21 protein-coding genes are annotated in these 22175 nt (G+C 64.6%); 15 read left to right on the forward strand and 6 right to left on the reverse strand.

Annotation, left to right across the window (positions count from 1 at the left end; genetic code table 11):
- The first annotated feature begins 178 nt into the window (after nt 1–178).
- The 5 genes from AB7290_RS08450 to AB7290_RS08470 all read left to right on the forward strand — a co-directional run bounded on the left by AB7290_RS08450 (nt 179) and on the right by AB7290_RS08470 (nt 5743).
- Entirely contained in the window at nt 179–757 is a 579-nt protein-coding gene (locus AB7290_RS08450) for a TRAP transporter small permease (protein ID WP_085405293.1), read from the forward strand.
- Between the two features lie 4 nt (nt 758–761).
- On the forward strand, nt 762–2168 hold the full coding sequence (locus tag AB7290_RS08455) for a TRAP transporter large permease (protein ID WP_085405292.1): 1407 nt from the start codon (nt 762–764) through the stop codon (nt 2166–2168).
- Nucleotides 2165–3214: an L-idonate 5-dehydrogenase gene (locus AB7290_RS08460; RefSeq protein WP_354078040.1), complete on the forward strand. Its 1050-nt coding sequence runs from the start codon at nt 2165–2167 to the stop codon at nt 3212–3214. The genes AB7290_RS08455 and AB7290_RS08460 overlap by 4 nt, the downstream gene beginning before the upstream one ends.
- 72 nt (nt 3215–3286) lie before the next feature.
- A complete protein-coding gene (gene uxuA / locus AB7290_RS08465) occupies nt 3287–4477 on the forward strand; it encodes a mannonate dehydratase (protein ID WP_085405290.1) in 1191 nt (396 codons plus the stop codon).
- 114 nt (nt 4478–4591) lie between these two features.
- Nucleotides 4592–5743: an alpha-hydroxy acid oxidase gene (locus AB7290_RS08470; RefSeq protein ID WP_063981332.1), complete on the forward strand. Its 1152-nt coding sequence runs from the start codon at nt 4592–4594 to the stop codon at nt 5741–5743.
- Nucleotides 5744–5763: 20 nt separating this feature from the next.
- Here the strand turns inward: AB7290_RS08470 and AB7290_RS08475 are convergent, their stop codons facing one another.
- Complete coding sequence (locus AB7290_RS08475) at nt 5764–6702, reverse strand: LysR family transcriptional regulator (protein ID WP_085405289.1); 939 nt, start codon at nt 6700–6702, stop codon at nt 5764–5766.
- A gap of 212 nt (nt 6703–6914) precedes the next feature.
- Here AB7290_RS08475 and AB7290_RS08480 point away from each other — a divergent pair, with 212 nt between their 5' ends.
- Genes AB7290_RS08480 through AB7290_RS08505 form a run of 6 tightly spaced genes read left to right on the forward strand, consistent with a single transcriptional unit; the run spans nt 6915 to nt 12808 of the window.
- Nucleotides 6915–7997, forward strand: coding sequence for an ABC transporter ATP-binding protein (locus AB7290_RS08480; protein ID WP_085405288.1), 1083 nt, complete (start codon nt 6915–6917; stop codon nt 7995–7997).
- A gap of 36 nt (nt 7998–8033) precedes the next feature.
- Entirely contained in the window at nt 8034–8747 is a 714-nt protein-coding gene (locus AB7290_RS08485; RefSeq protein WP_085405287.1) for an HAD family hydrolase, read from the forward strand.
- Nucleotides 8748–8762: 15 nt separating this feature from the next.
- A complete protein-coding gene (locus AB7290_RS08490; protein WP_085405327.1) occupies nt 8763–10070 on the forward strand; it encodes an NAD(P)/FAD-dependent oxidoreductase in 1308 nt (435 codons plus the stop codon).
- 27 nt (nt 10071–10097) lie between these two features.
- On the forward strand, nt 10098–11144 hold the full coding sequence (locus AB7290_RS08495; RefSeq protein WP_167768221.1) for an ABC transporter substrate-binding protein: 1047 nt from the start codon (nt 10098–10100) through the stop codon (nt 11142–11144).
- 24 nt (nt 11145–11168) lie between these two features.
- Entirely contained in the window at nt 11169–12026 is an 858-nt protein-coding gene (locus tag AB7290_RS08500) for an ABC transporter permease (protein WP_244623317.1), read from the forward strand.
- Nucleotides 12023–12808 (forward strand): ABC transporter permease, encoded by a 786-nt coding sequence (locus tag AB7290_RS08505; RefSeq protein WP_085405285.1) that lies wholly within the window; start codon nt 12023–12025, stop codon nt 12806–12808. Before AB7290_RS08500 ends, AB7290_RS08505 begins: the two co-directional genes overlap by 4 nt.
- A gap of 198 nt (nt 12809–13006) precedes the next feature.
- Here AB7290_RS08505 and AB7290_RS08510 read toward each other — a convergent pair whose 3' ends face one another.
- Nucleotides 13007–13657 (reverse strand): TetR/AcrR family transcriptional regulator, encoded by a 651-nt coding sequence (locus AB7290_RS08510; protein WP_085405284.1) that lies wholly within the window; start codon nt 13655–13657, stop codon nt 13007–13009.
- A 208-nt stretch (nt 13658–13865) separates the two neighbouring features.
- Between AB7290_RS08510 and AB7290_RS08515 the strand changes: the two genes are divergently transcribed.
- Both AB7290_RS08515 and AB7290_RS08520 read left to right on the forward strand, forming a co-directional pair.
- On the forward strand, nt 13866–15206 hold the full coding sequence (locus AB7290_RS08515) for an MFS transporter (RefSeq protein WP_085405283.1): 1341 nt from the start codon (nt 13866–13868) through the stop codon (nt 15204–15206).
- A 21-nt stretch (nt 15207–15227) separates the two neighbouring features.
- Nucleotides 15228–16721, forward strand: a complete 1494-nt coding sequence (locus AB7290_RS08520) for a carboxylesterase family protein (RefSeq protein ID WP_085405325.1) — start codon at nt 15228–15230, stop codon at nt 16719–16721.
- An 18-nt stretch (nt 16722–16739) separates the two neighbouring features.
- On the opposite strand, the gene AB7290_RS08525 is transcribed toward AB7290_RS08520, so the two are convergent.
- Nucleotides 16740–17639, reverse strand: a complete 900-nt coding sequence (locus tag AB7290_RS08525) for an NmrA family NAD(P)-binding protein (protein ID WP_085405282.1) — start codon at nt 17637–17639, stop codon at nt 16740–16742.
- A gap of 79 nt (nt 17640–17718) precedes the next feature.
- Between AB7290_RS08525 and AB7290_RS08530 the strand changes: the two genes are divergently transcribed.
- Complete coding sequence (locus AB7290_RS08530) at nt 17719–18327, forward strand: TetR/AcrR family transcriptional regulator (RefSeq protein WP_085405324.1); 609 nt, start codon at nt 17719–17721, stop codon at nt 18325–18327.
- On the opposite strand, the gene AB7290_RS08535 is transcribed toward AB7290_RS08530, so the two are convergent.
- On the reverse strand, nt 18320–18793 hold the full coding sequence (locus AB7290_RS08535; protein ID WP_321576295.1) for a GNAT family N-acetyltransferase: 474 nt from the start codon (nt 18791–18793) through the stop codon (nt 18320–18322). The two genes, AB7290_RS08530 and AB7290_RS08535, sit on opposite strands and share 8 nt — an antisense overlap.
- Before the next feature lie 21 nt (nt 18794–18814).
- Nucleotides 18815–20512, reverse strand: coding sequence for a GMC family oxidoreductase (locus tag AB7290_RS08540; protein ID WP_085405281.1), 1698 nt, complete (start codon nt 20510–20512; stop codon nt 18815–18817).
- A gap of 262 nt (nt 20513–20774) precedes the next feature.
- Between AB7290_RS08540 and AB7290_RS08545 the strand changes: the two genes are divergently transcribed.
- On the forward strand, nt 20775–21527 hold the full coding sequence (locus AB7290_RS08545) for a metallophosphoesterase family protein (protein WP_085405280.1): 753 nt from the start codon (nt 20775–20777) through the stop codon (nt 21525–21527).
- A 15-nt stretch (nt 21528–21542) separates the two neighbouring features.
- On the opposite strand, the gene AB7290_RS08550 is transcribed toward AB7290_RS08545, so the two are convergent.
- Nucleotides 21543–22175 (reverse strand): hypothetical protein, encoded by a 633-nt coding sequence (locus AB7290_RS08550; RefSeq protein WP_028160721.1) that lies wholly within the window; start codon nt 22173–22175, stop codon nt 21543–21545.

The following is a 22175-nucleotide window of genomic DNA, read 5'->3' on the forward strand; positions in this document are numbered from 1 at the left end:
CCGGGCGAACCATGAAGGCCCGGATGTCGCTCGGGCGTCGCCCGAGGCCATCCTTCGAGACGCTTGCTTCGCAAGCTCCTCAGGATGAGGAGCGGAGTTCGTAGAATTAAGTCGTCGTTCCGGGTTCGGCTCTTCGAGTCACCCCGGAATGACGATTAAGAGGTTGAGGAGTAACCCCATGTCCACCGCCGAAATACACCGGCAGATCACCGGGGACGAGATCGCCCACACCTTCGAGGAAGAGGCGGTGCCGAAGGTCGATCTCGGCGTCTACGCTTTCGAGGACTGGGTGGCGCTGGTGATCTTCTGGGTGATGGCGCTTGCTGTCTTCCTCCAGTTCTTCACCCGCTACGTCCTCAACGACAGCTATGCCTGGACCGAGGAGATCGCGACCTACTGCCTGATCGGCGTGGTCTTCATCGGCTCCTCGATGTGCGTGCGGCTGTCGCGGCACATCCAGGTCGATCTGATCTACCGCTATCTGCCGCATGTCGTGGCGCGCGCGCTGGCGACCGCGATCGACCTGATCCGGATCGCCTTCTTCGGCTACGCCATCAAGCTGGTCTGGGTCTACATCCAGATCATCGGCGACGAGTCGATGACCACGATCAATCTGCCCAAGGACTACGTCTATTACGCCGTGCTGGCGGGCTTCGTGCTGATGTTCGTGCGCTCGGTGCAGGTGGCCATCCAACATTCGCGACAGGGCTATTCGATCCTCGAACGTCCCGGCGCCTACGACGGTTTTGAGGGGTAAAGTTATGTTGCTGTTGCTTGGAGGCTTCCTCGTCCTGATGCTGCTCGGCGTTCCCGTGGCGATCGCCATGGCCGCGTCGTCGCTGCTCTACATCCTGGTCAGCGGCGTGACGCCCGATGTCACGCTGGCGCAGCGCATGATCGCCGGCGTCGAGAGCTTTCCGCTGCTCGCGGTGCCGTTCTTCATCCTGGCCGGCAATCTCATGAACATCGCCGGTGTGACCGGCCGCATCTACAAATTCGCGGTCGCGCTGGTCGGCTGGATGCGCGGCGGCCTTGGTCACGTCAACATCATCGGCTCGGTGATCTTCTCCGGCATGTCCGGCACCGCGATCGCGGATGCCGCCGGTCTCGGCACCATCGAGATCAAGGCGATGAAGGACCACGGCTATTCCACCGAGTTCTCCGTCGGCGTCACCGCGGCCTCAGCCACGCTCGGGCCCATCATCCCGCCGTCGCTGCCCTTCGTGATCTACGGCATGATGGCGAACGTCTCGATCGGTGCGCTGTTCCTGGGCGGTGTCATTCCCGGCATCGTCATGACGCTGCTGATGATGGCCACGGTCACCTATTTCGCGCACAAGAACAAATGGGGCAGCGACACGCCGTTCTCCTGGCCGCAGCTCGGCTCGGCCGGCCTCGAGATCGCCATCGTGCTGGCTTTCCCGCTCGCGATCTGGCTGATGGTGCTGGCCGGCATGTCGACCAACATGGCCGTTGTCATCGGCCTCGGCGCGCTGCTCGCGATCGACTGGTACTTCGACTTCTCTGCGGTGATGGCGCTGATGGCGCCGGTCATCCTGATCGGCGGCATGACGCTCGGCTGGTTCACGCCGACCGAGGCCGCGGTCGCCGCCGTGATCTGGTCGCTGTTCCTCGGCCTCGTCCGCTACCGCACGATGACCTTGAAGACCGTGGCGAAGGCGACCTTCGACACCATCGAGACCACGGCCTCGGTGCTGTTCATCGTCACGGCAGCCTCGATCTTCGCCTGGCTGCTGACGGTGTCGCAGGCAGCCCAAATGCTCTCGGACTGGATGCTCAGCATCACCCACAACAAATGGGTGTTCCTGGCGCTCGCCAACGTCCTGATCCTGTTCGTCGGCTGCTTCATCGACACCACCGCGGCGATCACCATCCTGGTGCCGATCCTGCTGCCGATCGTGCTCAAGCTCGGCATCGATCCGATCCATTTCGGCCTGATCATGACGCTGAACCTGATGATCGGCCTGTTGCATCCGCCGCTCGGCATGGTGCTGTTCGTGCTCGCCCGCGTGGCCAAGCTCTCGGTCGAGCGCACGACGGTCGCGATCCTGCCCTGGCTGGTGCCGCTGATGGTCGCGCTGATCGCGATCACCTACATTCCCGAACTGACCCTCTGGCTGCCTAAATACATGGGACTCTCCAAATGACCTCCACCGCTCTCGCCGCAACCCTGTTCGGCCCCGAAGATCTGCGCATGATCGAGCATCCGCTCGACAAGCTCGCTGATGGCATGGTGCGCATCCGCTTCGGCGCCGGCGGCATCTGCGGCTCCGACATGCATTATTTCCGTCATGCCCGGACCGGCGATTTCGTCGTGAAGTCGCCACTCGTGCTCGGCCACGAGATCTCCGGCGAGGTCGTGGAGATCGCAGGTTCCGCAGCGAACCTGAAGGTCGGCGACCGTGTCGCCGTCAATCCGTCGCGCTGGTGCGGCCATTGCGTCGCCTGCCGCGAGGGACGGCCCAATCTCTGCGAGAACATCTACTTCATGGGCTCGGCCTCGAAGACGCCGCACATGCAGGGCGGCTTCGCCAATTATTTCGACGCGGTCCCCGCGCAATGCGTGAAGATCCCCGACCACGTCTCCTATCAGGCCGCGGCGCTGGCCGAGCCGCTCGCGGTCTGCCTGCATGCGGTGGCGCGCGCCGGCAACATCGAGGGCAAGCGCGGCATCATCTTCGGTGCCGGCCCGATCGGGCTTTTGACCATGCTCGCCGCACACCGCGCCGGTATGGCCGACATCACGGTGGCGGACATCGCGCCGGCGCCGCTCGCCTTTGCGACCCGGCTCGGCGCCTCTCACGTCGAGAACGTCTCGAGCGGCGAGGAAGGACTGAAGGCACAGGCCGCATCGCGTCCCTATGACGTCGCGTTCGAGGTCTCGGGCACCGCCGCGGGCCTTGCCAGCGCGATCGGCATTGTCAGGCGCGGCGGCATTGTGGTGCAGATCGGCAATCTGCCGGGCGGCCAGATTCCGACGCCGTCGAATGCGGTGATGGCCAAGGAGATCGACCTGCGCGGCTCGTTCCGCTTCGGCTTCGAGTTCATGACCGCAGTGGAACTGATCGGCGCCGGCAGCGTCGACGTGCTGTCGCTGGTCACCGCCGAGCGGCCGCTGTCGACCGCGCCGGACGCACTGCGGCTGGCGCTCGACCGCTCGCAGAGCGTCAAGGTCGTGCTGACCGCGAACTGATTCTTTGTTTTGACGCGTTTCTTCACGCGAACCGGTATCCACTTCGCTCGAAAACGCTTTAGGAGAATTTCGATGATGCTCGAGGGATGGCGCTGGTACGGTCCGGATGATCCGGTGTCTTTGGACGATGTCAGGCAGGCCGGGGCGACGGATATCGTCTCGGCGCTGCATCAGGTGCCGATCGGCGAAGCCTGGACACGCAAGGCGGTCGAGGAGCGCAAGAACTTCATCGAGCATGGCCAGCCCGGCCGCTCGCAACTGACCTGGTCGGTGGTGGAGTCGATTCCGATCCCCGACGACGTCAAGCGGCTCGGGGCCAACGCGACGGCCTCGATCGAGGCGTGGATCGCGAGCCTCGAAGCGGTGGCCGCGGCCGGCATCAAGATCATCTGCTACAATTTCATGCCGGTGGTGGACTGGTGCCGCACCGATCTGGAGTGGGAGCTGCCGAACGGCGCCCGCGCCATGCGCTTCGACCAGGACCGCTTTGCCGCGTTCGAGCTGCATATCCTGAAGCGTCCCGCCGCCGTTCAGGAGTATTCGCCCGAGCAGCAGGCTCGCGCCAAAAAGCTGTTCGAGAAGATGAGCCAGGCCGATATCGACTACCTCGTCATGGTCATCGCTAGCGCGCTGCCGGGCTCGACCACCGAGCCGATGACCATCCCGCAATTCCGCGACCGGCTGGAGACCTATCGCGACATCACGCCAAAGATCCTGCGCCGGCATCTCGCCGAGTTCCTGGGCCGCGTCACGCCGGTCGCCGAGCAACTTGGCGTCTCCCTGACGCTGCACCCGGACGATCCGCCGCGCCCGCTGTTCGGCCTGCCGCGCATTGCCTCGACCGCCGACGACTATCAGGCGCTGTTCGATGCCGTGCCATCCAAGGCCAACGGCATCTGCCTGTGCACCGGCTCGCTCGGCGTGCGCGCCGGGAACGATCTGCCCGCGATGGCCGAGCGCTTCGGCCCGCGCATTGCGTTTGCGCATCTGCGCGCGACCAAGCGCGAGGCCGACGGCCTGTCCTTCTACGAGTCCGACCATCTCGACGGTGACGTCGACATGGTCGCGGTGCTGAAGGCGCTGTTAAAGGAGAACGCGCGGCGTTCGCCCGACAAGAGAATCGTGTTCCGTCCCGACCACGGCCATCGTATGCTCGACGATCTCGCCGCCACCAAGCGCACCAATCCCGGCTACACCGCGATCGGCCGCCTGCGCGGCCTCGCCGAACTCCGCGGCGCGATCAGGGCGATCGAGCATCGATAGGAGACCGGCGGCGCCATCAGGCGAGAGATCGCCGCGATGGCGGCCGCTGACAGCATCAGCGGCGCGATGGCAAGATGATCGTCGCGCAGAGCATGCCGCGAGCGGAGTTGAGAAATGCGCCTGACACAGTGTCATAATTTCCACGATTTCCGGCGGCTGGCGCGCCGCCGACTGCCCGGTCCGATCTTCGACTATATCGACGGCGCGGCCGACGATGAGACCACCCATCGCCGCAACAGCGCGAGCTTCGAGCATTGCGACCTTCTGCCCAACGTGCTGCGCGGCGTGCAGGACGTCGATCTCTCGGTCACCATCATGGGCCAGAAGCTCGCGCTGCCGTTCTACTGCTCGCCGACCGCCCTGCAGCGCCTGTTCCATCATGAAGGCGAGCGTGCCGTCGCCGCTGCCGCGGCGAGCTACGGCACCATGTTCGGCGTCTCCTCGCTGGGCACGGTGTCGCTCGAGGAATTGCGCAAGGCCCACGACACGCCGCAGGTCTATCAATTCTATTTCCACAGGGATCGCGGTCTCAACCGCGCCATGATGCAGCGCGCCAGGGACGCGGGCGTCGAGGTGATGATGCTGACGGTCGACAGCATCACCGGGGGAAATCGCGAGCGCGATCTGCGCACCGGCTTCAGCATTCCCTTCCGTCTGACGCCTGCGGGCATGTTGCAGTTCGCGATCAAGCCGATGTGGGGTATCCAGTATGTCAGCCACGAAAAATTCAGGCTCCCGCAACTGGAGGAGCACGTCGACATGAGCGGCGGCGCCATGTCGATCGGCCGCTACTTCACGGAAATGCTGGATCCCGCGATGAATTGGGACGATGTCGCGGAGATGGTGCGGACCTGGAACGGCCCGTTCTGCCTGAAGGGGATCATGTCGGTGGAAGACGCGCGCCGCGCGGTCGATATCGGCTGTGCCGGGATCGTCCTTTCCAATCATGGCGGCCGCCAGCTCGACGGCTCCCGCTCGGCTTTCGATCAACTCGCCGAAATCGTCGATGCCGTGGGCGACCGCATCGACGTGATGATGGACGGTGGCATCCAGCGCGGAACCCATATCCTGAAAGCGCTGTCGCTCGGGGCCAAGGCGGTCGGGCTTGGACGATACTATCTCTATCCGCTCGCCGCCGCCGGCCGGCCCGGCGTCGAACGGGCCCTCGGCCTGCTGCGGGCCGAGCTCGTGCGCGATATGAAGCTGATGGGATGTACGTCGATCAGCCAGCTATCGCGCGCCAATCTGCGCTTTCGGCCGGGGTAGCGCGCGGTGATCGTTCGGCCTCAATAGCAGGCAGCCATCGCGCCGAGCTTCGGATAGAGCAGGTCGATCGCGGCGATCTCGCTTTTCATCTGCGCGATGATCCAGTCGCGGATCTCGGCGGCGATGGGGCGCATCGGACGGTTGCGCGGCGGCAGGAATTCGCAGATGCGCCGCGTGGTGGTGAGCGTCTCGGAGGCCGGCACGAGCGCGCCGGTCAGGAGCCAGTGCGAGGCCACCGTCAGCCAGCCGAGTGCGATGCCCTGGCCCAGCAGGGCGGCCTGCATCACGACGGCATAATCGGTGAAGCTCAGCGCCTTGGCCGCGCCGCGGCGGCCGGTCAGAAGCGAGGTGTAATCCGCCGCCCAATCGCCCGGCGTCTCGGCGAGGCGAATGATGGTGTTGCCTTCAGCGGGATCGGTCTCGCCGAGATAGCCAGGGCTGCACATCGGCAGCATGACTTCCTTCATCACCAGCGTGCCGCCGGATGACGGCTCGTCGCGGTCACGGAATCGCATGCCGAGGTCGACATTCTCCACCGGCCCGCGTAGCGCGCCGGAGATCAGCTGGAAGCGCAGATCGACCTCGGGAAACTGCTTCTGGAGCTTGTCGATGCGCGGCATCAGCCAATGCGTGGTGAAGGCGGAGGAGACCGACAGCGTCACCGTCTCGGTGCCCTTGCGGCGCCGCTCGATCTCGACGAGCCCGGTCTCGATGCTGCGAAAGCCTTCGAGCACGCGGCGATAAAGCAGCTCGCCTTCCTCGGTGAGCACCGCGCGCCCCGCAGTGCGGTCGAACAGGCGGACGCCGAGATGCTCCTCGAACTGTCCGAGCATGCGGCTTACCGCCGGCTGCGTGACGTTGAGCTCGGCTGCTGCCGCCGTGAAACTGCCATTGCGCGCCGCTGCGTCGAAGACGAACAGGGCGTTACTGGAGGGCAGCATCCGGCGTAGCTCGGGCATAACGCCATGTTATGGACGCGGTGAGAATTTGGCAATTGCCGAGTTTTGCCAAGTCTGGTGTCATTGGCATCACAGCCTAAAGACAGGGCTTGCGAACGAAGATTTGGTGCGGTGCACGCTTCGGCCGTGAGTGCTCAAAATTCCTGTCTATAAAGCAGGCTTATGGCGCGCAGTGAGGCACGCCATTGCAGGGAACGAGGCGAGGTCGATCGTTGGACAAACGAGCGGAAAGCGTCGAGATCAGGTCCGCGAGCAAGGCGTATGGCCCCGTTCGCGCTCTCGACGACGTTTCGCTCAATGTCGGCGCCGGCGAATTCGTCTCGCTGCTCGGGCCCTCCGGCTCCGGCAAGACCACGCTGCTTGGAATTCTCGGCGGCTTCATCCTGCCATCGAGCGGAACCATCCTGTTCGGCGGTCGTGACGTCACCTGGATGCCGCCGCACAAGCGCGACATCGGCGTGGTGTTCCAGAACTACGCGCTGTTCCCGCATATGAGCGTCGGCGAGAACGTCGCCTTTCCCCTGCGCGCACGGCGCCTGCCGCAAGCGAGCTGGCCCGACAAGGTGCGCGCGGCGCTCGCGATGGTCGGTCTCGCCGGCTATGAAGAGCGCGGCATCGCGCAGCTCTCCGGCGGCCAGCGCCAGCGCGTGGCGCTGGCGCGTGCGATGATCTTCGAGCCGCGCCTGATCCTGATGGACGAGCCGCTCTCTGCGCTCGACAAGCAGCTCCGCGAATCCATGCAGATCGAGCTGCGCGCGCTGCACCGGCGCATCGGCGCCACCATCATCTACGTTACCCACGACCAGCGCGAGGCGCTGACCATGAGCGACCGCGTCGCCGTGATGAAGGACGGCCGGCTGATCCAGATCGACGCGCCCGAGCGGCTGCACGATCATCCCGCGGATTCCTTCGTCGCGAGCTTCATCGGGGAAGCGACGATGCTGCCGGTTCGCCGCGTCGATGCCTCCAGCGTCGCGCTCGGCAATGCGCTGCTGCGCAGCGCCCGTGCCATTCCCGATGGCGATGCCTTGATGCTGGCCGTGCACAGCGAAAAGCTCCTGATCGACGACGGCGCGCAGGATGCCGCCTGCAACCGGCTGACCGGAACGGTCACCGACATCGTCTACCAGGGCGAGAGCCTGCGCATCTTCCTGGCGCTCACCGATGGCATCGCGCTCAGCCTGCGCCAGCCGAGCTATCACCAGGCCTACAGCCGCATCCCGCCGCTCGGCGGCAGCCTCACCGTGACCCTTCACCCCGAGGACACCATCGTTGTCCCCAGGGCGGGGGACTGAACTCAAGCCCTGTTCAACCGAGAGAAGAAACCAAAGATGTCGTCAGCAGCCTCGTTCAGCAATTTCAAGGTTCTCACCTTCGACGTCGTCGGCACCTTGATCGATTTCGAGACCGGCGTGCTCTCCGCGGTGCGCAAGATCTCCGGCAAGTCGCCGGCCGAGCTCAGCGACGAGCAGATCTTCGAGCCCTACAAGCGCGGCCGCGACAAGCATTATGAGCGCTCGAGCGAGGCGATGTTCCACGTCTATCGCCATCTCGCCAAGGAGCTCGGGCTTCCCTCCGACGATGCGTCCTGCGATGTGTTCCAGCTTTCGGTGCTGCGCTGGGGGCCGTTCGCGGATTCGGTCGAGGCGCTGAAGCGCCTGCGCACGAAATTCCGGCTGGTCGCGATGACCAATGCCGACCGCGTCGCGCTCTCCTGCTACGCGCACGCGCTCGGCAATCCCTTCGACGACACCGTCTGCGCCGACGATACCGGCGTTGCCAAGCCGAACCCGGAGTTCTTCGCCTACAACAAGGGACGCCAGTCAGCTTTCGGCTACAAGCAGTCCGACATCCTGCACGTCGCGCAGAGCCAGTACCACGACATCGGGATCGCGCGAAAGCTCGGCTACAAGGTGTGCTGGATCGAGCGCCGCCAGGGCATCGGCGGGTTTGGCGGCACGCCGGCGGTGGAGACGCTGACCAAGCCGGACTTCCACTTCCCGACGCTGAAGGCGCTGGCGGACGCGGCGATCGGGCCGGCGTAAGGCATGAGCGGCGGCATGACACGGGACTGGAGCGCATTGCCATCGGCCAACTCGCTGTGGGAAGCCACGGCGGAGCCGGCGCGCGCGTTTCCCGTGCTGTCGGGCGAGCAACAGGCGGATGTGGTGATCATCGGTGCAGGCTACACGGGCCTGTCCGCCGCGCACCACATCGCCAAGAGCGGCCTGTCGCCGGTCGTGCTGGAGGCGAACCGTCCCGGCTGGGGCGCAAGCGGCCGCAACGGCGGGGTGATCACCGCAAAATTCCGCCTGTCGTTCCGCGAGATCGACGCCGCCCATGGCCGCGCCATGGCGCAGCGCATGTACGAGATCGCGCATGAATCGACTGACATGGTCGAGGAGCTGGTGTCCGAATTCGGCATCGCCAGCGCGGCGCTGACGCGCACGGGCCAGGTCAAGGCCGCGCATAACGAGACGACGCTGAAAGCCGCGATCGACGAAGCCAACTGGATGACGCGCGAGATGGGCTCCGCCGAGGTCCGCATCCTCGACAAACATGGCGTACGCGACGAGACCGGCTCGGACATTTTCGTCGGCGGCGTGCTCAATCCCGGCTCCGGCGGCATTCATCCGCTGAACTATCTGCGCGGGCTCGCCGATGGCGTCGCGCGCCGTGGTGTTCCGATCTTCCAGGAGTCGCCGGTGGTCAAACTCCGGCGTGAGAACGGCGGCATCGTCGCCGAGACGCCGCAAGGCGCGGTGCGCGCGAAACAGGCGATCATCGCCACCAACAGCTACTCCGATCTCACCAGCGCGACCGCGCACATGCAGCGCACGCTGATCCCGTTCCGCAGCGCCCTGGTCGCGACCGAGCAGCTGCCGCGCAATCTCGCGGGCAAGCTGATGCCGACGGGTCGGACCTACACCGAGACCAAGCGCATGATGCGCTGGTTCCGCATGGTCGACAATCGCGTCATCTTCGGCGGGCGCGGTGCTTTCGGCAAGCAGGACTCGCAAGCTGCCTTCGACGCCTTGCGCAAGGCGATGGTCGGCATCTTCCCGGATCTTGCCGATGTGCCGCTCGCCTACAAATGGTCGGGCCTCGTCGCGATGACGCTGGACTCGGTGCCGCATATCGGCCGGCTCGACGACCGCACGCTGGTCTCGATGGGCTACAACGGCGCGGGTGTTGCGATGTCGAGCCTGATGGGCCGCTATCTCGCCGCCTTCGTGCGCGGCGAGACGCCCGAGGTCGGGCTGCTCGATATCAGGCGCATGAAGACGATCCCGTTCTATCCGCTGCGCGAGCCCGCCGTGCGCATGGTCGCCGGCTGGTACCAGTTTCTCGATGCGATCGGTCAGTGAGATTATTTGGTGATGGAGGAGGCGAGGATGATGACGACACGCAATTTTGGATTGGGCTGTGCAATGCTGGGCGCAATCGGATTTACCACTGCGGCGAGCGCCGCCGAGCAGATCACCTTCGTCTCGCAAGGCGGCGCCTATCAGGCGGCGCAGACGGTGGCGATCCTCGATCCCTCCGCCAAGAAGCTCGGCATCACCATCAACCAGGACTCCATCCCGGACGCCTGGCCCGCGATCAAGACGCAGGTCGGCAGCGGCAAGCCGATCTGGGACGTCGTCGACACCCCGACCGGCAACTGCCTGCGCGGCGGCGAGCAGGGGCTGATCGAGAAGCTCGACTTTTCGAAGATTCCAAACGGCGCGGCGATGCCGGAGGCCTATCGCAGTCCCTATTCGGTGTCGTACGAGTTCTATTCCAGCGTGCTGTCCTACAGCCAGAAGACCTTCCCGAAGGACGCGCCGAACAGTTGGGCCGATTTCTGGGACGTGAAGAAATTTCCCGGCCGCCGCGCGCTGCGCAACCATCCGTTCGCGACGCTCGAGGCCGCGCTGATGGCCGATGGCGTTGCGCCCGACAAGCTCTACCCGCTCGACGTCGACCGCGCCTTCAAGAAGCTGGAAGAGATCAAGCCGCACATCACCGTGTGGTGGACCTCAGGCGCGCAGTCGGCGCAGCTCCTCAATGACGGCGAGGTCGACATGGAGATGGCCTGGAACGGCCGCGTCAGCGCGGTGGCCAAGGAGGGTGCAAAGGTCTCCTTCACCTACAACCAGGGCGTCCTTCAGAGCACCTCGCTCTGCATCCTCAAGGGCGCGCCGAATCTGGAGACGGCAGTCAAATTCGTCAACGAGGCCGTCGATCCCGTGCACCAGGCCAATCTGCCGCTCCACATCGACTACGGTCCGGGCAATCCGAAGGCGTTCGAGACCGGCGTGATCAAGCCCGAGCGCGCCGCGCAACTGCCGAGCGAGCCGGCGAATGCGGCCAAGCAGGCGCTGATGTCCTACGCCTGGTGGTCCTCGCCCGCGGGCGAGGCCGCCGAGAAGCGCTGGGCGTCGTTCATGCAGAAGTGAGCGAGGTCAGCCTTGGCGACATCCATGCCAGATTCCTCCCAAAAGCATCAGCGCCGCGAGCATGCGCTGATGCTGGCATTGGTGTCGCCGGCGCTGCTCGTGATTCTTCTCCTGATCGTACTGCCGGTCGGCTGGCTCGCCTGGCAGTCGATCTACCATGACGGCTTCACGCTGGAGAACTATCGCCGGGTCTTCACCGAAGACATCTACTGGCGCAGCTTTGCGCTGACCTTCGAGATCAGCCTCGCCGTCACCGTGATCGCGCTGCTGCTCGGCTATCCCGTGGCCTATCTCGCCAACGCAGTGCCGAAAGGGTGGAGCATCCTGATCCTGTCGCTGGTGGTGCTGCCGTTCTGGACGTCCGTGCTGGTCCGCGCCTATGCCTGGCTGGCGCTGCTCCAGCGCACCGGCGTGATCAACCAGCTCCTGCGCTATCTCGATGTCATCTCCGAGCCGCTCGCGCTGGTGCATAACACGTTCGGCACGGTGGTTGCGACCGTGCACATCCTGCTGCCGTTCATGGTGCTGCCGCTCTATGCCACCATGCAGAAGATCCCCGGTGATTTGATGCAGGCCGGCGCGAGCCTGGGGGCGAGCCCGTCGCTCACCTTCTTCCGGGTGTTCCTGCCGCTGTCGCTGCCGGGCGTGCTCGCCGGCTGCACCATGGTGTTCGTGCTCTGCCTCGGCTTCTACATCACGCCGGAATTGCTCGGCGGCGGCCGCACCGTGATGGTGTCGATGCTGGTGAGCCGCAATGTCGAGCTCTACAACCAGTTCGGCGCCGCGAGCGCGGTCGCCGTGGTGCTGCTCCTCAGCGTGCTCCTGATCTTCTTCGCCGTCAGCCGCTTCATCTCGCTCGATCGCGTGTTGGGGCAGAAATGACGCGCACTTCGCCCGCACGGATTGTCCTCTACGTGATCAGCGCGCTGGTGCTGGTCTATCTGATCCTGCCCGTGCTGATCATCGCGCCGATCTCGTTTTCCAGTGCGCGCTTCCTGACGTTCCCGCCGCCGTCGTTCTCGCTGCGCTGGTACCAGCAATATTTCGCCAATCCGGCCTGGATGCAGGCGACGCGGGTGACGCTGACGGTCGCGTTCTTCACGGTCCTGATCGCAACGCCGTGCGGGGTCGCGGCGGCCTACGCGATCAGCCAGTCGAAGCTGCGCATCATGCGCATCATCCACATGGCGCTGCTGCTGCCGCTGGTGGTGCCGATCATCATCACTGCGGTCGGCATCTTCTTCGTCTATGCAAAGGTCGGCCTGGTCGCGACCATGCCCGGCCTCGTGCTGGCGAATGTGATGCTGGGCCTGCCCTACGTCGTCATCTCGGTGCTCGCGGGCTTGCAGAGCTTCGATCCGGCGCAGGAGATGGTGGCGCGCAGCCTCGGCATGAACCGCCTGCGCAGCTTCTTCGCGGTGACGCTGCCGCAGATCAAGTCCAGCGTGGTCGCGGGCGGCATCTTCGCCTTCATCTCGGCGATGGACGAGACCATCGTCGCGCTGTTCATCTCCGGCGGCCAGTATCAGCCGCTGACCAAGCGCATGTTCACCGCGCTGCGTGACGAGATCGACCCGACCATCGCCGCGATCTCGACGCTGATGACGGTGGCGTCGTTCATGCTGGTGCTGCTGGCGAGCACGCGGGGCAAGAAGGGCGGGTGAGGGGGGCTCCGGCCTCCGCCGTCATCACCCGCGAAAGCGGGTGATTCAGTATTCCAGAGACGGTAGTGGTTCCTCGATAGGCCGCAGCGTACTGGATTCCCCGCCTGCCGCCTACGCTAAAGCTTCGGCGCCCCTGGACCGCAGCCCCGGCGAAGCCTTGGCGTAGCCGGGTCGCGGGGAATGACAGCAAGTGTGCGGCTAAGCCTTCGCTCCCAGCCACGCCAGGATCATCTCCACGATCTGCGTCCGGCTCTTTGCCAGCACCCTGGGCTCGCTGAGGTCGCGGTCGAACAGGGCGCCGAAGGTGTGGCGGTTGGCGACGCGGAAGAAGCAGTAGGAAGAGATGGCGAGGTGAAGGTCGATGGCGTCGACGTCGTCGCGGAAGACGCCTTCGCCGCGTCCGCGCTCGAGGATGCCGTCGAGCGTCGCGATCACGCTGGCGTTGAGCTGGCGCAGTTGCAAATTCTGCTTCAGGTGCTTGCCGTGGTGGATGTTCTCGATGCTGACGAGGCGGATGAAGTTCGGATTGCGCTCGTCATGGTCGAAGGTGGCCTCGATCAGCCGGCGCAGTCCTTCGCGGGCGTCGCAGCTTTCGATGTCGAGCTGGTCTTCCAGCGCGCGGATGCTGCGATAGGCCTCCTCCAGCACCGCGAGGTAGAGCTGCTCCTTGCCGCCGAAATAGTAATAGATCATCCGCTTGGATGTGCGCGTGCGCGCCGCGATCGCATCGACGCGGGCGCCGGAATAGCCCTCCGAGGCGAATTCGGCCATCGCCACTTCGAGGATGTCGCGCTTGGTGCGCTCGGGGTCGTTGGTGCGCTTCGATGGGGGCGGCATACGCTCGAGCATCACTGTTTCTCCCGCCAGTTTCCACGGATCACCTTGAAGGTGAAGGCAAATTTCACCCGTCTGGGCACTGATCCAATGCGTATTGCATAAACGTACTAGTTCGTACATCATCGCTCCAGACCAAAGTTGCGGCAACCAGAACCAGAAAACGCGCGCGAGGCGATCTGCCTGACGCGAACCGCACCGGCCACATGGGGAGGAGCTTTCAATGACGTTGACGTCAACCGCACCGCTGCGCGCATCATCCAGCGCGGAAGCCACGCCGAACAAGCTGCCGAAGCGCGCCGCGCTGGTCAGCTTCGTCGGCAGCATGCTCGAATACTACGACTTCTTCATCTACGGCACCGCGGCGGCGCTGATCTTTCCAAAAGTGTTCTTCGCCAATGTCGATCCCTCGACCGCGACGCTGCTCGCGTTGCTCTCCTTCGGCATCGGCTATATCGCCCGGCCCGTGGGCGCCGTCATCCTCGGCCATTTCGGCGACCGTATTGGCCGCAAGACGGTGCTCTTGTTCACGCTGGTTCTGATGGGCGGCTCGACGCTGGCGATCGGCCTGTTGCCGGATGCCAAGACGATCGGCAACGCCGCGCCTGTCATCCTGACGCTGCTCCGCCTGTTGCAGGGCCTGTCGGCTGCCGGCGAGCAGAGCGGAGCCAACTCGCTGACGCTGGAGCATTCCGCCAATTCGAACCGCGCCTTCTTCACGAGCTGGACCTTGAGCGGCACCCAGGCCGGCGCGATCCTTGCAACACTGGTGTTCATCCCGGTGTCGAGTCTGCCGGAAGACCAGTTGTTGAGCTGGGGCTGGCGCATTCCGTTCCTGCTCTCCGCGCTCGTGCTGCTGGTCGCCTACCTGGTGCGGAGGACCATGCCGGAAACGCCCGTCTTCGAAGACATCAAGGACAAGGCGCAGGTGGCGCGCTTCCCCGTCGTTACGCTCATGCGCGACTACTGGCCGGACGTGCTGCGCGTCATCGTCTGCGCGCTGATCGCGACCGTGAGCACGATGACCGCGGTATTCGCGCTCGGCTATGCCACCAGCAAGTTCGGCGTCGCCCGCCCGACCATGCTGTGGGCCGGCGTGCTCGGCAATGTCACCGCGCTGATCACCCAGCCGCTGTGGGCGCTGCTGGCCGACAGGATCGGCCGCAAGCCGGTGTTCATCGGTGGCGTGCTCGGCTGTGCGGTGCTGGTGTTCCCGTATTTCATGCTGGTGACATCGGGGAATACGCCGGCGATCTTCGCCGCGGCGATGATCCTCTCGGGTGTCATCTACGCCGCGCCGAACGCGATCTGGCCGTCGTTCTATGCGGAGATGTTCGACGCGCGCGTGCGTTACTCCGGCACGGCGATCGGCACGCAGCTCGGCTTCCTCGCCGCCGGCTTCACGCCGCTGGTGAGTGCGAGCCTGGTCGGCGAGGGGCCGAACGGCTGGATCCCCGTGGCAATCTTCGTTGCCTGCTGCTGCGTGATCTCGGCGGCATCTGCGGCAACCGCGCGCGAAACCCTCAATGTCGACATCGCCGATCTCGGCAAGCGGCACGCCTGAGTCGGGATGAGTGAAAGTCGCATGTTGACCAACGCAGTTTCGACCACGAGCGGGCCGATCATCGGCGCCGAGCAGAACGGCTTACGCGTGTTCAAGGGCGTGCCGTTCGCGACCGCGCGGCGTTTTGCCAGGGCGACACCGCCGCTCGCGTGGACGGAGCCGCGCCGATGCACGGACTACGGCGCTTACGCGCCGCAGCCCGGCCACCTCGATCATGCTGACGAGGAATCCTGTCTCAGCCTGAACATCTGGGCGCCGGCGGCGGATCACCCGCTGCCGGTCAAGTTCTTCATCCATGGCGGCGCCTTCGTCACCGGCGGCGGCGCCGATTATGACGGCTCCTTCCTCGCCGCCCACGGTCCGGCCGTCATTGTCACCATCAACTACCGGCTCGGGCCGCTCGGCTTTCTGCAACTGCATCGCTACGGCCTCACCGAAGCCAACAACCTCGCGCTCCAGGATACGCTCGCGGCGCTCGATTGGGTCCGTGCCAACATCGCGAATTTCGGCGGCGATCCGGATGCGATTACGCTGTCGGGACAATCCGCCGGCGCCTCCATGGTGATCGCGCTCGCAACCCTGCCGCATGCACGAAGCAAGTTTATCCGTGCCCTCGCGCTGAGCGCGCCTGGGCGCAACATCATGAGTGCGGGGCACGCCGACGATGTCGCGCGCCACGTGCTCGAGGAGCTCGAGCTTGCGCGCGATCCCAGCGCGATTGCGTCCGTGCCGCTGCCAAAGCTGTTCGCGGCGGTAGAGCGCGTCGGACGCAGGCTCGCGGACGAGACGGACGCAGGCACCGTGTTCGGTCCGGTGCTCGACGGGACCGTGATCGCGTGCGAGCCGCGCGACGTCTTCGCCGACGAAACTTTGCGCGACATTCCGCTCTGGCTCGGCTCCTGCCGCGACGAGATGGTGATGTTCCTGAAGAGCATGCCGCCGGCCGCGATGATCCGCACCACCGAGCGACAAGTGCGCGCGACGTTCGGCGATGCCGGCTGGTGCCGGCTGCTATCGTATTATCGCGCCAACGCGCGCCTCGACGAGGATCCGTACGAGGCGCTGTTGTCGGATGCGTTCTGGCATCGCCCCATGGCCGATCTCGCGCGGCGTCATGCTGCGGCAGGCGGCGCGGTGTGGTTGAGCCGGTTCGATCATCGCCCGGCGCTGGAGCCGTTCCTGTCGCAGGGACCAACCCATGGCGCGGACAATGCCTGCCTGTGGGCGCATCTGCCTGATTTCATCGATCGGCCGATCCTCAGGCGCAAGGGCGGGCCGATGACCCCGGCCGACATTGATGTCGCGGCGCGGTTTCAGGCGAGCGTCTTGCGCTTCGTCACGACCGGCATGCCGGACGTCGCGCAAGCCTGGCCGCAGTTCGAGCCGGGCCATGAGCCGCTCGCGATCTTCGGCCAGCCGTTTCACATCGTGCCGCTCAACAACGGCGCGCGCTTCCGCGTATGGGCGGAGCTATCGGCGCAGTCCGGAGCAGCGCAAGCTGTGACTGCGATGTAGCAAGGCAGCACCATGAGATTAGACTCCATGATGCGTCGCCTGAAACACCGAGATGTTGTCGCTTAGCCAATCGGTTACCGGGCGCGGAGCGTGGCCGGTCAACTCGCGAACAGTTGACGTGGTTTCTGCGAGGACCGATTCGTAGAAAAGGCGATCCAGACCGAGCAGCAGGTCGGCGACAAATTCGTTGAGTCCAGACGCCATCAGCTTCTCACGCTGCTCCGCAGGGCTTCGGTGCTGATATGTGACGACACGTCCAAGCAGTCTGGACATTTCACTTGCTATCTCAGGCATGCTGACTGCGGTTGGCCCGGTCAGGTGATAGGCGCGCTGAGAAGTTACGTGCGCGTCGTCGAGAAGGACAGCGAAAGCCGAGTCCGCCACATCGCGTGCGTCGATCAAGTTGACCAATCCATCGCCGGCTGCCCCGCCCCATGCGTCATTGGCGACTGGAGCGCCAGCCCGTGCCAGGATATCGACGAAACTCGATGGCCGCAAAACCGTGAAGCCTACGTCGCAGGCCGCAAGATGCGCCTCAATTTGCGCATGCCAGTCGAACGGATGTAGCCGAGACGGTGGTCCCAACACGGACAATTTGACGATGTGGCCTACGCCGGCGGCCACGGCTACGTCGATCAGCGCAATTTCATTGGCGACTTGCCGGGGGGACGTGCCGTGGGCGAGGAACAGACGGTCAACTCCGCGCAGCGCGTTGTCCAAAGTCGATCGCGCATCGAAGTCCACGGTCGCAGGCGAAACTCCGGACGGCAGACGTCCAGCATCCGACGTGCGGGTCAATGCCACAATCTCAACCGGTTCCGTGAACAGTTTCGAAATCAAGGCGGAGCCCACGCGACCTGTGGCTCCCGCCACCGCAATGCGCGTACGGGCGGCGCTACGCTGGGAGGGGTTGAACATCCGGATAACCTTTCGTATCTTGGAACGATCAGTTCAAAATACGTGGAACGATCGTTCCATGATGTCAAGTGAGAATGGCATGAGTGGAAAACCCCAATTCGATGACGATGCCGTGATCAACTCCGCGATGGATGTGTTTTGGCGTCACGGCTATTCGGCCTCGTCGATCGATCAACTGACGACGGCGATGGGCTTGTCGCGGTCCAGCATGTACAAGCGATTCCAAGACAAGGACGGCCTATTCGGGGAGGTCCTTTCGGCTTACGTCGAGCGCGTCGAGCGGCGCATGAGCGCCGTTCGAGGCGAGACGAAGCGCCAACAGCTTGAAGCGCTGTTGCACGAATTCTTGCCCAGAGCGGGCAAGACGGCGCGGCCCGCTGGATGCATGCTGGCCCGATCGTGCGCTGAGATGGTGGACCTGCCTCCGGCAGGCCAGTCGGTCGCGCGGCAGGGACTTACGCGGCAGCGCGCGATCCTCGGCGGCATTTTACGCGAGGCGGTCGCAAGTGGAGAATTGGCGGCGACAGCGGACATCGAGGGATTGGCGTGGCACTACCTTGGTGTGTTGCAGGCGATAATGAATTTGCCGCAAGCCGGCGCGACTGTCGGCGAGCTTCGCGGTGTCGTAGAACTTGCAATGTTGGCATGGCCGTTCCTCCCGCCCGCGAGCCAATCCAAGCCTACATAGGGGCAGCGGGCGATCGCTCCATGATGATCGTGCGCTCATCGCCATAGTAGCTGTCGCGCACGGCCTTGAACCCGAGCCGGGCGTAGAAGGATTCGGCGGTGACTGAAGATGGGACGGTCAAAAAAGCGATGTTTCGCTCGCGCGCGATGCGTTCGATCTCGGCCATCAGGAACTTGCCGATCCCCTGCGCCTGAACGTCGGGAGCCACGAAGACCGTGCGGACGACGCTTCCGTCAAGGCTCGCCGTTCCAACGACGCGGCCGCCAAGGGCGGCAACAAGGACCGTGCGTTTGCGGATCAGCTCCAGAACGGCGGTCGGGCTGAAGCTATGCTCGACCCGCTCGATGATTTTGTCTGTGTAATCCCTGGCATTTGTCTCGCGCGGTGCGCGCAGAATGACGGCGCTGATTTCGCCGCTATCCTCTTCGCGCGCCGGGCGGATGCTGCAATCTATTGATCCCTCCACCCGCCCGGCAGTCGCTAGCCCTCACTGCATTATCGACGCAGCGATCTTCTCCGCCGACATCAGCACCGGAAAATTGGTGTTGGCGCACGGCACCACGGGGAAGATCGAGGCGTCGACGACGCGCAGGCCCTGAACGCCTTTGACGCGGCCTTGATTATCGACCACCGCCATCGGATCGTCGGCCCGGCCCATGCGGCATGAGCACGAGGCGTGCCACACCCCGATGGTCGCCTTGCGGACGAAGGCTTCCAGCGCATCGTCGTCGTTCATCACCTGGTCGAAGGTGAAACCTTCGACGACGAAATTATCGATCAGGTAGTGGCGCAGCGCCGCCGGCCCGTCCATCAAGGTCGCGGCGATCTTGGTCAGGATCCTGTTTTTGGTATTGACCACGCCGATCTTGCGCACCTTGTCCGTATAGGCGGCCGGAAACGGCTTGTCCGTCACCGCTTTCACCACGTCGCTCATCTGCACGGCCGCCATCTTGCGGAAGCCGCTCATCAGGCGATCGAGGTCGCGGCGGTCGGACAGCAGATTGAACTCGACAATCGGCTCGGCAGCGGGATCGCGCGAGGCGAGCTTGACCTGTCCGGTCTCGGAATAGGTCTTGTTGACGAAGGTCAGCAGCGAGCCGATCTGCTCGCCGACCGCGTGCCAGGCCGATTTGCTGAGCAGGACGACGAACATGTCGCCCTTCGGTACGCCCGACAGCCCGGATGAATAACGCAGGCCAAGCTGCATGTGGCGCCTGGTGTGCTCGTTCATGCGCGCGCCGCGGCGGACAAAGGACGACAGCGAAATCGAAGGATGATCCATCAGGCGCTGACCGACACCTGCCAGCCCCATCAGGACCGGAATGCCCATATCCTTGAGATGACCGACCGGGCCGATGCCGGCGCGCAGGAGATGCGCCGGCGAATGGATCGCGCCGCTGGACAGGATGATCTCGCGGCCGCGGAATTCCTGTTCCTGTCCGTCGACCATCGCCTTCACGCCGACGCATTGCGTGCCTTCGAACAGCAGCTCCTTGACCTGCGTGTTGGTGGAGATGGTGAGATTGGCGCGCTTGCGCGTGTCACGATCGAGATAACCCATCGCGGCCGAGACACGTTGCTCGGCCTGATTGGAATGCGTCACCGGAAAATAGCCGTCGACGAACTCGCCGTTCTGGTCAGGCACGAACTGATGGCCGGCCTGCTGGAAGGCGTCGGCGAACGCCTGCGAATGCCGAGTCCAGTGTTCACGCGGAATTCTGCGCACCGGAATTCGGCCGTCCTTGCCGTGGTACGGGCCGTCGAAATCGAGGTCGCGCTCGACCTTCTTGAAGAAAGGCAGCACGTCGTTCCAGCTCCAGCCGTCGGCGCCCCGCGCGTCCCATTCATCGTAGTCGGTCGGTGCGCCGCGGTTGGCCATCTGGCCGTTGATCGACGAGCCGCCGCCCAGCACGCGCGCCTGCTCGTATTTGCGCAGGGGAGGACGCGCTTCGTTCGGATTGTTGTGGCTGACGATCTGGGTCGTGACCTTGAGTTCGGTCCAGTGGAAGCGGGGATCGAAATAGGCCGTGCCCGGATAGCTGTCCCTGATCTCGGCGGGCTCGTTGCCGGGCGGTGTGTCCTGTCCGGCCTCGCACAGCAGGACCTTGTTGGCGCTCTTTGCGGAGAGCCGGTGGGCCAGCACGGACCCCGCCGAGCCGCCGCCGACGATAATGAAGTCGTACACGATTGGCGTTTCCTCTTGGTCTTGTCCGGGAAACGTAGCGCGTTATTTTCCCGAGGTCACGTCGGCATTGCCGCGACAGTTCGTAACTCGCATTGCTTGCCTGGCAACCACGATCGTGTAATTCTTCTGCCAGCGCCGATTTGATCCTCAGCTTGCGGGCGCTTCTACAAATGCAGCTAAAGAGACGTAGCTAAATTGACTAGCCAGTCCTGCATCCCCCGCATAGCGAGAACAATCGGCCATTCCGAATGGAAGGGGCCAAATGAGATTTGCTGCCATCGCGGACGTGCATGGGAATCGTCCGGCACTTGAAGCCGTCCTTGCGGACATTGCCATGCTCGGCCTCGACGAGGTCGTGAACCTCGGCGACCACGTCAGTGGCCCGCTCGAGGCAGCCAGGACCGCGGATCTGTTGATGGCGCGAGGCTTTCCGTCGATACGGGGCGATCAGGATCGAATCCTCGTCGAGCTCTGGGAGGCCGGCGGCTCCCCTCGCAGCGATTTCCGTGAGCTCGCGCGCAAGCATTTCGACTGGATGGCGAGCATGCCGTCCACGCTCACCTATAAGGGACGGGTGTTCCTGTGCCATGGATCGCCAAGGGATGACGCTGCGTTCTGGCTCGACCACATCGCGGACGACGGCTGCCCGCGCCCGAGCGGCATCGACGCGATCGAGGCTGAAGCTGAGGGGATCGACGCCGAGATCATCCTGTGCGCCCACACGCACATTCCGCGCGTGGTCCGCCTGAGGGATGGCCGGCTGGTCGTGAATCCCGGCAGCGTCGGCTTGCCCGGTTATGACGGGAAGGTGCCCGTTCCCTACGTGGTCGAGGTCGGTACGCCGCATGCGTGCTACGCGATTCTGGAGCATGCCGGCGCAGGCTGGTCCGCGACGATCCGCTACGTGCCCTATGACACCGCGGCCATGGCCGCACTGGCGCGCAGCAAAGGCATGCTCAACTGGGCAAGCGCGATTGCGACGGGTTGGGTTCAGCGCGAGCAGGCCTGCCGCTAGGCAACAGCAAGACCGTCAGTTCGGACACGGTTGTCCCGCAGCGCCCCACAGGGCCATGTCCTTGACGTGGTCCTCGAAGGTGCCCGGTGGGGTCGTGCGGCCGGCTCCGGGCGCCCATCCGCGCGGGATGAAGCCGTTCAACGATGCGTCGTGCCGCAAATGCGCCAGCAGGCCTACGGCGTCGCGGCCGCCATTGCGCTTGGGGTCCTTCAGCTGCGTACAGATCTCGGCGCCGCTCTTGCCGAACCAGATGAACTCGACCGGCGCCAGCTGCCAGTCGATGCCGGCACGCGGCGGTGACGGCGCCGGGTCGTTCGCCTGGGTGGAGGTCATGTGACAGGTCGAGCAGGCGACCTTCTCGGCCCCGATGCGGCTGTCGCCGCCGTGGATGTTCATGCCGTGCACGCGCGGCCTGGTTTCGCCTGCCGGCGTCCAGATCGGTATGGCCTTGGCGTCGACGTGGCAGTTGGCACAGCGCGGATGGGTCACCACGGCTTCGATCCGCTTCCAGGCCTCCAGACCTTCGGCGCGGCTGACGCTGCCCGGCGGCAAAGCATCCTTGTTCGCCTCGTCCTTGGCCGCGACAATCCCCGTGAGAGCCGCAATTGTCGAAGCGGCGAAAGCGAGTGCAATGAGAGAACTCTTCAT

The organism is Bradyrhizobium sp. 613_E4_N2_2, from assembly GCF_052075995.1.
Classification (GTDB): Bacteria; Pseudomonadota; Alphaproteobacteria; order Rhizobiales; family Xanthobacteraceae; genus Bradyrhizobium; species Bradyrhizobium barranii.